The organism is Pseudomonas sp. WC1 (genome assembly GCF_050586565.1).
In the GTDB taxonomy this organism is placed as follows: Bacteria; Pseudomonadota; Gammaproteobacteria; order Pseudomonadales; family Pseudomonadaceae; genus Aquipseudomonas.
In genome coordinates, this window is record NZ_JBOBDQ010000014.1 from 1 (window position 1) to 12627 (window position 12627).

Annotated in this window: 13 protein-coding genes; 9 read left to right on the forward strand and 4 right to left on the reverse strand. The window is 64.2% G+C overall.

What is annotated here, in order from left to right; all coding sequences use genetic code 11:
- Positions 1-70 precede the first annotated feature (70 nt).
- The gene (locus tag ACQ4OD_RS08830) at positions 71-628 is read right to left on the reverse strand and encodes an L-threonylcarbamoyladenylate synthase (protein ID WP_094010815.1); all 558 of its coding nucleotides are present in this window, start codon (positions 626-628) and stop codon (positions 71-73) included.
- 38 nt (positions 629-666) lie between these two features.
- A complete protein-coding gene (dprA, locus tag ACQ4OD_RS08835) occupies positions 667-1764 on the reverse strand; it encodes a DNA-processing protein DprA (RefSeq protein ID WP_430944183.1) in 1098 nt (365 codons plus the stop codon).
- A gap of 209 nt (positions 1765-1973) precedes the next feature.
- Between dprA and def the strand changes: the two genes are divergently transcribed.
- From def to ACQ4OD_RS08860, 5 genes are all read left to right on the forward strand, one after another.
- Entirely contained in the window at positions 1974-2480 is a 507-nt protein-coding gene (gene def, locus ACQ4OD_RS08840) for a peptide deformylase (protein WP_038707094.1), read from the forward strand.
- A gap of 62 nt (positions 2481-2542) precedes the next feature.
- Positions 2543-3475, forward strand: coding sequence for a methionyl-tRNA formyltransferase (fmt, locus tag ACQ4OD_RS08845; RefSeq protein WP_139674690.1), 933 nt, complete (start codon positions 2543-2545; stop codon positions 3473-3475).
- Positions 3472-4779, forward strand: a complete 1308-nt coding sequence (rsmB, locus tag ACQ4OD_RS08850) for a 16S rRNA (cytosine(967)-C(5))-methyltransferase RsmB (RefSeq protein ID WP_139674693.1) — start codon at positions 3472-3474, stop codon at positions 4777-4779. Before fmt ends, rsmB begins: the two co-directional genes overlap by 4 nt.
- Before the next feature lie 24 nt (positions 4780-4803).
- Positions 4804-6177 carry a Trk system potassium transporter TrkA gene (trkA, locus tag ACQ4OD_RS08855; RefSeq protein ID WP_023629849.1) on the forward strand — a complete coding sequence of 458 codons (1374 nt, stop codon included), beginning with the start codon at positions 4804-4806 and terminating at the stop codon, positions 6175-6177.
- An 11-nt stretch (positions 6178-6188) separates the two neighbouring features.
- A complete protein-coding gene (locus ACQ4OD_RS08860; RefSeq protein WP_023629850.1) occupies positions 6189-6497 on the forward strand; it encodes a tetratricopeptide repeat protein in 309 nt (102 codons plus the stop codon).
- Positions 6498-6531: 34 nt separating this feature from the next.
- Here the strand turns inward: ACQ4OD_RS08860 and ACQ4OD_RS08865 are convergent, their stop codons facing one another.
- Positions 6532-7419 (reverse strand): lysophospholipid acyltransferase, encoded by an 888-nt coding sequence (locus ACQ4OD_RS08865; protein ID WP_023629851.1) that lies wholly within the window; start codon positions 7417-7419, stop codon positions 6532-6534.
- A 41-nt stretch (positions 7420-7460) separates the two neighbouring features.
- Positions 7461-8012: a DNA-3-methyladenine glycosylase I gene (locus ACQ4OD_RS08870; RefSeq protein WP_139674700.1), complete on the reverse strand. Its 552-nt coding sequence runs from the start codon at positions 8010-8012 to the stop codon at positions 7461-7463.
- A gap of 83 nt (positions 8013-8095) precedes the next feature.
- Here ACQ4OD_RS08870 and glyQ point away from each other — a divergent pair, with 83 nt between their 5' ends.
- From glyQ to ACQ4OD_RS08890, 4 genes are all read left to right on the forward strand, one after another.
- Complete coding sequence (glyQ, locus tag ACQ4OD_RS08875; protein WP_023629852.1) at positions 8096-9043, forward strand: glycine--tRNA ligase subunit alpha; 948 nt, start codon at positions 8096-8098, stop codon at positions 9041-9043.
- Positions 9040-11094 (forward strand): glycine--tRNA ligase subunit beta, encoded by a 2055-nt coding sequence (glyS, locus tag ACQ4OD_RS08880; protein WP_198754080.1) that lies wholly within the window; start codon positions 9040-9042, stop codon positions 11092-11094. Before glyQ ends, glyS begins: the two co-directional genes overlap by 4 nt.
- Before the next feature lie 4 nt (positions 11095-11098).
- Positions 11099-11626, forward strand: a complete 528-nt coding sequence (gene gmhB / locus ACQ4OD_RS08885) for a D-glycero-beta-D-manno-heptose 1,7-bisphosphate 7-phosphatase (RefSeq protein ID WP_198754081.1) — start codon at positions 11099-11101, stop codon at positions 11624-11626.
- A gap of 65 nt (positions 11627-11691) precedes the next feature.
- Positions 11692-12462: a lysophospholipid acyltransferase family protein gene (locus ACQ4OD_RS08890; RefSeq protein ID WP_102683373.1), complete on the forward strand. Its 771-nt coding sequence runs from the start codon at positions 11692-11694 to the stop codon at positions 12460-12462.
- Positions 12463-12627: the final 165 nt, after the last annotated feature.

The following is a 12627-nucleotide window of genomic DNA, read 5'->3' on the forward strand; positions in this document are numbered from 1 at the left end:
GGTTTTTCCCTTTTGTTCCTCATTGTGGAAAACCCAGCTCCCACAAAGGTTACTCATAGGGCTTGAGTCTTCACCCCGGACGCACAACCTCACCGGTCGCCAAATCCCGAATCACACTCGGATTCTTCCGCCCCCCCAACGCCCCACCCAGCACCATGTCCAGCTGCTTGTGGAAATACTGCTCCACCCGCAACCGGCTCTTGGCCGCCGGACGCCCGGCCGGGTTGCAGGACGTGGAAATCAACGGCCCGACCAACGCGCACAGCTCACGCACCTGTGGGTGATCGCTGACCCGCAATGCCACGCTGTCATGCTGCCCGGTCACCCACTCGGGCAGCAGGTCCTGGTGCGGCACCAGCCAAGTGTTCGGCCCCGGCCAGGTGGCGGCCATGCGGTCGATCCAGTCTTGGGGGAAGTCTTCGAACAGGAAGTCGAACTGGTGGATGCTGTCGGCGACCAGGATCAGGCCTTTATCCACAGGCCGCGACTTGAGCGCCAGCAGGCGATACACCGCGTCCTCGTTCCACGGGTCGCAGCCCAGGCCCCAGACCGCTTCCGTCGGATAGGCGATCACCGCACCCGCCTTCACCTCACGCGCGGCTTGTTGCACACGCCAACTGCTCACCATTTCCGTCTCTCCGCATAAACGCCGTGTGCGCAGTGTACTTAGCCGGAACGGGCAAACCAACGCCCGGCTTCATTGCTGACCCGGCCCTCGAGCTCCAACTCGGTCAGGCTGGCCAGCACCTGGGCCAACGGCTGTCCGCTGCTGTGCGCCAGGCCCTCGCTGGTGTGGGGTGCGGCGTGGAGCAAGGCGAGCAGGGGATGGTCGGCTTTGCCCACAGGCGCGCCCGGCAAGTTCTGCCAACCGCGCAGGCTGTCGAGGATCTGCTCCACGCTTTCCACCAACAGCGCGCCGTCGCGAATCAGCTGGTGGCAGCCCTTGGCGCCGGGGTGGTGGATCGAACCCGGAATGGCATACACCTCGCGCCCTTGCTCTGCGGCAAGGCGCGCGGTGATCAATGAGCCGCTGGCGATACTCGCCTCGACCACCAGCACGCCGAGCGACAGCCCGCTGATGATGCGGTTGCGCCTGGGGAAGTTACCGGCCAGCGGCCCGGCATCCAGCGGATACTCGGAAACCAGCGCGCTGCCGCTGTCGAGCATCGCCCGGGCAAGGTCACGGTGGCGCTGTGGATAAAGTTTTTGCAACCCCGTGCCGAGCACCCCAATGGTCTGCCCCCCGGCTTTCAGCGCGGCCCGATGAGCGGCACCGTCAACGCCCAGCGCCAGCCCGCTGGTGATGGTGAATCCGGCTTGCGCCAGGCAACGCGAGAACGCAGCCGCGGTATCCAGCGCCGGTGGTGAAGCACGCCTGCTACCCACAATCGCCAGCTGCGGGTGCTCCAGCAAAGCGGGGTCACCGGCGACGAACAGCAGGGGTGGCGGGTCGTCGATTTCACTCAGCAATGCGGGGTAGCCAGACCCGTCCCACATCAGCAAATGCTGGCCCGGACGCTCTAACCAGGCCATCGCAGCCAACGCGCCGTCGCGCACCTCAGGGCTGCGACGGGCGTCGATACTGGCGGCTGGCAACCCCAGCGCACGCCAGGCACTAGCCGGCGCACTGAGTGCCGATGAGGCATTGCCAAAGGCTTCGATCAGGGCAAGAAAGCGGCGCAGGCCGATGTCGGGGAGGCGATGCAGACGCAGCCGCGCCTCCAGTTCGGCAGGCGAGCAAGGCGACGAACGGAGAGTGTTCATAGGTGATCCTCCTTGATCGACAGGGGGCCATCGGCGTGGCACAGCCTGTGGATAACTTTGTGGGTAATACTTTGAAAAGCTGTCCATTAAATGGCAGCTATAAAGCCCATAAAGACCCTAGCCGAGCTTTCACAGGTGCCTTGTCCACCTTTTCCCTTTATTATGTGTGCTCAGTTTTCAACCGACCGCACAGTGACTGCCTGACCGCCATGGCCATTTTGAACATTCTCGAATTCCCCGATCCGCGCCTGCGTACCATTGCCAAACCGGTAACGGTGTTTGACGACGCCTTGCGCCAGCTGATCGACGACATGTTCGAAACCATGTACGAAGCCCCGGGCATCGGCCTGGCGGCGACCCAGGTCAACGTGCACCAGCAAGTGGTGGTGATGGACCTGAGCGAAGACCGCAGCGAACCGCGGGTCTTCATCAACCCCAGCGTCGAAGAGCTGACCCACGACATGGGCCAGTACCAGGAAGGCTGCCTGTCGGTGCCGGGCTTCTACGAGAACGTCGACCGCCCGCTGCGCGTCCGGGTCAAGGCCCAGGACCGCGACGGCAAGCCGTACGAGCTGGAATGCGAGGGCCTGTTGGCGGTGTGCGTGCAGCACGAGTTCGATCACCTCAACGGCAAGCTGTTCGTCGACTACCTGTCGCAGCTCAAACGTGACCGGATCAAGAAGAAGCTGGAAAAGCAGCACCGCCAGCAAGCCTGATCCCCACCTTCCAGAAGGCTTGCTCCGGCAAGCCTTTTTCTTTTTCAAGAAGCGAGAACTCCATGCGCATCGTCTTCGCAGGCACTCCAGAGTTTGCCGCCGAACACCTCAAGGCTTTGCTCGACAGCCCGTACGAGATCGTGGCCGTCTACACCCAGCCCGACCGCCCGGCCGGGCGTGGCCAGAAGCTGATGCCGAGCGCGGTCAAGGCGCTGGCCGTGGCCCACGATATCCCGGTGTACCAACCGCAGACCCTGCGCAACGCCGACGCCCAGGCCGAACTCGCCGCGCTCAAGCCGGACCTGATGGTGGTGGTCGCCTACGGCCTGATCCTGCCGCAAGCTGTGCTGGATATCCCACGCCTGGGCTGCATCAACAGCCACGCCTCGCTGCTGCCGCGCTGGCGCGGCGCCGCGCCGATCCAGCGCGCCGTTGAAGCCGGTGACGCCGAGAGCGGCGTGACCGTGATGCGCATGGAAGCGGGCCTGGATACCGGCCCGATGCTGCTCAAGGTGGTCACCCCGATCAGTGCCGAGGACACCGGCGGTACCCTGCACGACCGCCTCGCCACCATGGGCCCGGGCGCCGTGGTGCAGGCCATCGCCGGCCTGGCCGATGGCAGCCTGCAAGGTGAAGTACAGGACGACGCCCTGGCCACTTACGCCCACAAGCTGAACAAGGACGAGGCGCGCATCGACTGGAACCGTCCGGCCGTTGAGCTTGAGCGCCTGATCCGTGCCTTCAACCCCTGGCCGGTGTGCCACAGCACTCTGGATGGCGAAAGCGTGAAGGTACTGGCCGCCAACTTGTCCACAGCCCAGGGCGCCCCCGGCGAAATCCTGTCATCTAGCAAAGATGGCCTGGTGGTCGCCTGCGGTGACCAGGCCCTGAGCCTGACCCGCCTGCAACTGCCGGGTGGCAAGGCACTCAACTTCGCCGACCTGTTCAACAGCCGCCGCGAGAAGTTCGCCAGCGGCAAGGTGCTCGGCCAATGAACCCACGCCTGGCTGCCGCCCGTGCCCTTGCCGCCGTGCTCAGCGGCAAGGCTTCGCTGAACAGCTCGCTGCCGGCGCAACTGGACAAGGTCGAAGAACGCGACCGTGGCCTGACCCAGGACCTGGCCTTCGGCACCGCCCGCTGGCAGCCGCGCCTGGACCTGCTGGCCGCGCAGCTGTTGCAGAAACCCTTCAAGGCCGCCGACGCCGATGTGCAGGCGCTGCTGCTGGTCGGCCTGTACCAGCTGTTCTACACCCGCATCCCGGCCCACGCCGCCATCGGCGAAACCGTCGGGTGTGCCGACAAGCTGAAGAAGCCTTGGGCAAAGGGCCTGCTCAACGCCGTGCTGCGCCGCGCCCAGCGTGAAGGGGAGGCGCTGTTGGCCGACATGGAGCGCGACCCGGTGGTGCGCACTGCCCACCCGCGCTGGCTGCAGAAGTCGCTCAAGGCCTTCTGGCCTGAGCAGTGGGAAGCCATCTGCGCCGCCAACAACGCCCACCCGCCGATGATCCTGCGCATCAACCGCCGCCATCACAGCCGCGACGCTTACCTCGCGCTGCTGGACGAGGCCGGCATCAGCGCCAGCGCCTGCCAGTACAGCCGTGACGGCATCGTGCTGGCCGAAGCCTGCGACGTGCGCGGCCTGCCGGGCTTCGCCGAGGGTTGGGTCAGCGTGCAGGACGAAGCCGCGCAGCTGTCCGCCGACCTGCTGGAATTGGCCCCCGGCCAGCGTGTGCTCGACGCGTGTTGCGCCCCTGGCGGCAAGACCTGCCACCTGCTTGAAGCCGAACCGGGCTTGGCGCACATGGTCGCCATCGACCTCGAGGCCAAGCGCCTGACCCGCGTGCGCGAGAACCTCGACCGCCTAAAGCTCGACGCCGAGTTGATCGCCTGCGACGCCCGCGACACCGCCAGCTGGTGGGACGGCAAACCCTTCCAGCGCATCCTGCTCGACGCCCCCTGCTCGGCCACTGGCGTGATCCGCCGCCACCCGGATATCAAGCTGACCCGCCAGGCCGACGACATCCCGGCCCTGGCCGCGCTGCAAGGCGAGCTGCTCGACGCCCTGTGGCCGACCCTGGAAGTGGGCGGCATGCTGCTGTACGCCACCTGCTCGAGCCTGCCGACCGAGAACACCGAAGTGGTCGACGCCTTCCTCGCCCGCACCCCCGGTGCCCGCGAGCTGGACCTGGCGACCGAGGCCGGTCTGCGCCAGCCCCACGGGCGCCAGCTGCTGGCCCAGGAAGGCGGCCACGACGGCTTCTACTATGCCAAGCTGATCAAGATCGCCGCCTCGCGGTAAGCACAAGAATGTAGGGAGTAGTGGATGAAGATCATCATCCTCGGCGCAGGGCAGGTGGGCGGCACGCTGGCGGAACACCTGGCCAGCGAAGCCAATGACATCACCGTGGTCGATACCGATGGCGAGCGCCTGCGCGACCTCGGCGACCGCCTCGACATCCGCACCGTGCAAGGCCGCGCCTCTCTGCCGACGGTGCTGCGCCAGGCCGGCGCCGACGACGCCGACATGCTGGTGGCGGTGACCAACAGCGACGAGACCAACATGGTCGCCTGCCAGGTGGCGTACTCGCTCTTCCACACCCCGACCAAGATCGCCCGGGTGCGGGAGTCGGCCTACCTGACCCGCGAAGAACTGTTCGACAACGACCATATTCCGGTGGATGTGCTGATCAGCCCCGAGCAGGTGGTGACCAACTACATCAAGCGCCTGATCGAACACCCCGGCTCCCTGCAGGTGATCGACTTCGCCGAGGGCAAGGCCCAGCTAGTGGCAGTCCGGGCTTACTACGGCGGGCCGCTGGTGGGTCAGCAACTGCGCCAGATCCGCGCCCACATGCCCAACGTCGACACCCGCGTGGCGGCGATCTTCCGCCGCGACCGGCCGATCACCCCACAGGGCGACACGGTGATCGAAGCCGACGACGAAGTGTTCTTCATCGCCGCGAAAAAGGACATTCGCGCGGTGATGGGTGAGTTGCGGCGCATCGACGAGAGCAACAAGCGCGTGGTCATCGCCGGTGGCGGGCAGATCGGCGAACGCCTGGCCGAGGCCATCGAGAGCCGCTACCAGGTGAAGATCATCGAGATGAACCCGGCCCGCTGTCGCCAGCTCTCCGACACCCTGGAGAGCACCGTGGTGCTGCAAGGCAGCGCCTCGGACAAGGACCTGATGCTCGAAGAGAACATCGCCGACGCCGACATCTTCCTGGCCCTGACCAACGACGACGAGGCCAACATCATGGCGTCGCTGCTGGCCAAGCGCCTGGGTGCACGCAAGGTAATGACCATCATCAACAACCCAGCCTATGTCGACCTGGTGCAGGGCGGCGACATCGACATCGCCATCAGCCCGCAGCTGGCCACCATCGGTACTCTGCTGGCCCACGTGCGCCGTGGCGATATCGTCAGCGTGCACTCGCTGCGCCGCGGCGCGGCCGAGGCCATCGAAGCCGTGGCCCATGGCGATTCGAAGTCGAGCAAGGTAGTGGGCAAGGCCATCGAGGACATCAACCTGCCGCCGGGTACCACCATCGGCGCAATCATCCGCGAGGACGAAGTGATGATCGCCCACGACGACACGGTGATCGAGTCGGGCGACCATGTGATCCTGTTCGTTGTGGATAAAAAGCATATTCGGGACGTGGAGAAGCTGTTCCACGTGGGCTTGAGTTTCTTCTAGGAGGGAAGGGCATGCGTGAATCGCTGGAGAAGATGCTGGCCAAGGGTGTGGATAACCCGCTGCTGCGCTTTGGCTTGGGCAAGGCCTGGCTGGACGAGGGCAATGGCGCTGAGGCGGCGGTGCACCTGGCCAGCTGCGTGAAGCAGGACCCCAAGTATTCGGCGGCGTGGAAGCTGCTGGGCAAGGCGTATCAGCTCAGCGGAGATCTGGCTGGCGCTCGCAAGGCCTGGGAGGAAGGGATCGAGGCAGCGCAGGCCCATGGGGACAAGCAGGCCGAAAAAGAGATGACGGTGTTCTTGAAGAAGCTGAACAAGGTCTGAGATTGCCGGGGCTGCTTTGCAGCCCCCAAAAATCTCAATACCAGCGCGCCTCACCCGCCGGGCGCTTCTTGAAGCGCTTCATGCTCCACATGTACTGGCTCGGGTACTCACGCACATAACGCTCGACCACCTTGCTCATGGCTGCCGCCGATTCATTCACATCGGTGCTGTACATGGCCTCTGGCGCCGCTTCCAGGAACACCTTGAAGCCCGAACCATCGGGCAGGCGCAGGGCGTGCAGGAATACCCCCACCGCCTTGCCACCCGCCAGCATGTTCGGCACGAACTTGCTGGTCAGCGCCTGGGTCCCCAGGAACGGCACGAACACCCCGGCGGACTCGGCCGGCTCCGGGTCGGCGGGAATGCCCACCTGGCCACCTCGGCGCACTTCCTTGATCACGCTGAGGATGCCTTCCTTGGTCGAAGGCGCCACGCGGTTGCCCATCTGCACGCGCTGTTCACGCAGCAGGTCATCCACCGCTTTGAGCTTGGGCGGCCGGTAGAAGATGATCGGTTTGCACTGGTTGCAATAGAAGTGGTTGAGCACTTCCCAGTTGCCCAGGTGGCTGGTGATGCCGACCACGCCCTTGCCCGAGGCCAGGGCCTGCTCCAGCACTTCCAGGCCGTGCACTTCCTTTACCAGGTCGAGCGAGCGCTGCGGCGGCCAGATCCAGGCGCAGGCGCTCTCGACGAACGACTTGCCGATGTCCTTGAGCGCGCGACCGACCAGTTGCTCACGCTCGGCCGGGTCCATCTCCGGGAAGCATTTGGCCAGGTTGATGCGCACGACATTGCGCGAGCCGTTGGGGATTTTCCACATCAGCCATCCGATACCGGCGCCGACGCGCTGCACGGCGCCCCAGGGCAGCTTGGCAAACAGGCGCAGCACCCCGACCATCAGGGCGCCCTTGAACTTTTCCACAGGCGAATTCCTTATTTCAGCAAGGCGCGCATTGTACCCCGTCAGCGCACCAGCGCGGCGTAGCGATCGCAGTCGGTGGTGTGGTCCATGACCATGCCGGTAGCCTGCATGAAGGCGTAGCAGATGGTCGGCCCGACGAAAGTGAAGCCAGCCTTCTGCAAGGCCTTGCTCATCGCCTTGGCCTCGTCGGTGACCGCCGGCACGTCGCCACGGCCTTGGAAATGGTTGATCTTCGGCGCGCCGCCGACGAACGACCATAGCCACTCGGCGGGGTTATCCACAGCCAGCCATGCCTGGGCGTTGCGGCGCACGGCCTTGAGCTTGAGGCGGTTGCGGATGATGCCAACATCCTGCATCAGCTCTTCGATGCGTTCGTCGCTCATACGCGCCAGTTTCACCGGGTCGAAACCTTCCAGCACCTGGCGATAGCGCTCGCGCTTCTTCAATACCGTGATCCACGACAAGCCCGCCTGGAACCCTTCGAGCAAAAGCATCTCGAAGAGCAACGCCGGGTCGCGCTGCGGCGTTCCCCACTCGTGGTCGTGATAGGCCTGGTACAACGGATCGTCGGAACACCAAAAGCAGCGTGGCATAAGGCTCCAATAACGTAGAGGGCGAGGCGAATCGGGTATACTCCCGCTCTTTACATCCGCATCCCCAGATACAGGTGAATTTCGTGAGCCAGCCTACGCCAGCCGTGCGTACCTTCCAAGACCTGATCCTCGCCCTGCAGAACTACTGGGCAGCTCAAGGTTGTGTGGTGCTTCAGCCCTACGATATGGAAGTAGGCGCCGGCACTTTCCACACCGCTACCTTCCTGCGCGCCGTGGGCCCGGAGACCTGGAACGCCGCCTACGTGCAGCCCAGCCGTCGCCCCGCCGACGGGCGGTATGGCGAAAACCCCAACCGCCTGCAGCACTACTACCAGTTCCAGGTGGTGCTCAAGCCAAACCCGGCGAACTTCCAGGAGCTGTACCTCGGCTCGCTGAAGGCCATCGGCATCGACCCGCTGGTTCACGACATTCGCTTCGTCGAAGACAACTGGGAATCGCCAACCCTCGGCGCCTGGGGCCTGGGCTGGGAAATCTGGCTGAACGGCATGGAGGTGACTCAGTTCACTTACTTCCAGCAAGTCGGCGGTATCGAGTGCTACCCGGTCACGGGTGAAATCACCTACGGCCTGGAGCGCCTGGCCATGTACATCCAGGGCGTGGACTCGGTCTACGACCTGGTGTGGGCCGACGGCCCGTTCGGCAAGGTCACCTATGGCGACGTGTTCCACCAGAACGAAGTTGAGCAGTCGACCTACAACTTCGAGCACGCCAACGTCGAGAAGCTGTTCGAACTGTTCGATTTCTACGAAAGCGAAGCGAACCGCCTGATCAAGCTGGACCTGCCGCTGCCGACCTACGAAATGGTCCTGAAGGCCTCGCACACCTTCAACCTGCTGGACGCCCGCCGCGCCATCTCGGTGACCGAGCGTCAGCGCTACATCCTGCGCGTACGTACCCTGGCCCGGGACGTGGCGCAAAGCTATCTGCAAGCTCGCGCACGCCTGGGCTTCCCGATGGCCACCCCTGAACTGCGTGACGAAGTGTTGGCTAAGCTGGAGGCTGCTCAATGAGTGCTCAAGATTTCCTGGTTGAACTGGGCACCGAAGAGCTGCCACCCAAGGCCCTGGCGTCGCTGGGCGACGCCTTCCTCGCCGGTATCGAGAAAGGCCTGCAGGCCGCCGGCCTGAACTACACCGGCAAGCATGTCTACGCTGCACCGCGCCGCCTGGCCGTGCTGATCCGCCAGCTGGACGTGCAGCAGCCGGACCGCAGCATCAACATCGACGGCCCGCCCCTGCAGGCCGCGTTCAATGCCGAAGGCCAGCCAACCCAGGCCGCCCTGGGCTTTGCCAAGAAGTGTGGCGTCGAACTGTCGGACATCGACCAGAGCGGCCCGAAGCTGCGCTTCTCCCAGCACATTCCGGGCAAGGCCACTGCCAGCCTGCTGCCAACCATCGTCGAGGATTCACTCAACGACCTGCCGATCCCCAAGCGCATGCACTGGGGCGCCAGCCGTGAAGAGTTCGTGCGCCCGACCCAGTGGCTGGTGATGCTGCTGGGCGATCAGGTCGTCGACTGCACCATCCTGGCCCAGAAAGCCGGCCGTGAATCCCGTGGCCACCGCTTCCACCACCCGGAAAACGTACTCATCACCACCCCGGCCAACTACGTCGAGGACCTGCGCAAGGCCCACGTGCTGGCTGACTTTGCCGAGCGTCGGGAGCTGATCAGCAAGCGCACCGCAGAGCTGGCCATGCAGCAGGAAGGCACGGCCATCGTGCCGCCGGCGCTGCTGGACGAAGTTACCGCCCTGGTCGAGTGGCCGGTGCCGCTGGTGTGCTCGTTCGAGGAGCGTTTCCTCGAGGTGCCGCAGGAAGCGCTGATCACCACCATGCAGGACAACCAGAAGTACTTCTGCCTGCTGGACAGCGAAGGCAAGCTGCTGCCGCGCTTCATCACCGTGGCCAACGTCGAGAGCCGCGACCCCAAGCAGATCGTGCAGGGCAACGAGAAGGTCGTGCGCCCGCGCCTGACCGACGCCGAGTTCTTCTTCAAGCAAGACAAGAAGCAGCCCCTGGAAAGCTTCAACGAGCGCCTGAAGAACGTAGTGTTCCAGGCTCAGCTGGGTACCGTGTTCGAAAAAGCCGAGCGCGTCTCCAAGCTGGCCGCCTTCATTGCTCCGTACATCGGTGGCAGCGCCGCCAACGCTGGTCGTGCCGGCCTGCTGTCCAAGTGCGACCTGGCCTCGGAAATGGTCGGTGAGTTCCCGGAGATGCAAGGCATCGCCGGCTACTACTACGCCCTCAACGATGGCGAGCCGGAAGACGTCGCCCTGGCGCTGAACGAGCAGTACATGCCGCGCGGCGCTGGCGCCGAGCTGCCGCAGACCCTCACCGGTGCCGCCGTGGCCATCGCCGACAAGCTCGACACCCTGGTCGGCATCTTCGGCATCGGCATGCTGCCCACCGGCAGCAAGGACCCATACGCCCTGCGCCGTGCCGCCCTGGGCGTGCTGCGTATCCTGATCGAGAAGCAGCTCGACCTGGACCTGAATGTCGCGGTCGAGTTCGCGGTCAAGCAGTTCGGTGCCAAGGTCAAGGCCGCCGGCCTGTCCGAGCAGGTACTGGAGTTCATCTTCGACCGCCTGCGCGCACGCTACGAGGACGAAGGCATCGACGTCTCCACCTACCTGTCGGTGCGTGCCCTGAAGCCGGGCTCGGCGCTGGACTTCGACCAGCGCGTGCAGGCCGTGCAGGCCTTCCGCAAACTGCCGGAAGCCGAAGCCCTGGCGGCAGCGAACAAGCGCGTGTCGAACCTGCTGGGTAAAGCCGAAGGTGCCATCGCCGACCAGGTCGAGCCGAAGTACTTCGACAACGCCAACGAGTTCTCCCTGTACTCGGCCATCCAGCAGGCCGACCAGGCCGTGCAACCGATGGCAGCCGCGCGCCAGTACAGCGAAGCCCTGGCCCGCCTGGCCGCCCTGCGTGACCCGGTCGACGCCTTCTTCGAGGCGGTGATGGTCAACGCCGAGGACGCCAAGGTACGCGCCAACCGTTATGCCCTGCTCAGCCGCCTGCGCGGCCTGTTCCTGGGCGTGGCCGATATCTCGCTGCTGGGGTAAGTCGTTGAAACTGCTGATTCTTGATCGAGACGGAGTGATCAACCACGACTCCGACGCCTATATCAAGTCGCTGGAGGAGTGGGTCCCCATTCCCGGCTCGATCGAGGCTATCGCGCAGTTGAGCAAGGCGGGCTGGACAGTGGCCGTGGCCACTAACCAGTCCGGTATTGCCCGCGGCTACTATTCGCCGGAAACCCTCGAGGCCATGCATGCGCGCCTGCGCGCGCTGGTGGCCGAGCAGGGTGGCGAGGTCGGCCTGATCGTGCATTGCCCGCACGGCCCGGACGAGGGCTGCGAATGCCGCAAGCCCAAGCCCGGCATGCTGCTGGCGATTGCCGAGCACTACCAGGTGCCACTGGCTGGCGTATGGTTCGTCGGTGACAGTAAAGGTGACCTGGAGGCGGCCCTGGCCGTCGATGCACAACCCGTGCTGGTTAAAACCGGCAAGGGCGAGAGGACCCTGGAAAAAGGCGTCCCGCAAACTACACTGATTTTCGACGATCTGGCGGCTATCGCCAGAGAAATTATTTAAATGAGTGCGCCTGGAGTGGCGCACTTTTCATTAGGCGGGCACGCCCCGCAACGGTACATGCCACTATGTCGATCCTGCAGGCGATCAGAATCTTTCTTTTTTACCTGCTGTTGGGCACCAGTTCGCTACTGTGGTGTTCGCTGAGCTTCTTCGTCGCGCCCTTCCTGCCGTTCCCCAAGCGCTACAAGTTCATCAACGTGTACTGGTGCCGCTGCGCATTGTTTTTGGTGCGCACGGTCCTGGGCATCGACTACAAGATCACCGGTGCCGAGAACGTGCCGAAAGTACCTTGCGTGATCCTGTCGAACCACCAGAGCACCTGGGAAACCTTCCTGCTCTCCGCATATTTCTCGCCGCTGAGCCAGGTGCTCAAGCGCGAACTGCTGTATGTGCCCTTCTTCGGCTGGGCCATGGCCATGCTGCGGCCGATCGCCATCGATCGCAAGAACCCCAAAGAGGCACTGCGCCAGGTGGCCAGCCAGGGCGACGAGCTGCTCAAGCAGGGCACCTGGGTACTGATCTTCCCCGAAGGCACCCGCGTGCCCCATGGCCAGATCGGCAAGTTTTCCCGCGGCGGTACAGCCCTGGCGGTCAACGCCGGGCTGCCGGTACTGCCGATTGCCCACAACGCCGGCAAGTTCTGGCCGCGTGAAGGCTGGGGCAAGCGCCCGGGCACCATCGAGGTGGTAATCGGTGAACCGATGTATGCAGTGGGCACTGGCCCACGTGCCATCGCCGAGCTGAACGACCGCGCCCAGGCCTGGAACGAAGCGACCCAGCGTGCCATGGGTTCGCTGCCGCCGCTGGCGGAAAACCCGGAGCAGCAGCCAGCCTGACGATCTGTGGATAACTTGTTAGCAAGTTTTGCATGGATGATCGTCAGGATATGCTAAGTGATTGAATTATTTGTTTATTTCCATGTATGACGTTTTTGCGAAAATCGTGCATAAGTTTTTTCGCGCTATAAAAAAACCGGCTTTTACGCCGGTTTTTTTGTGCCC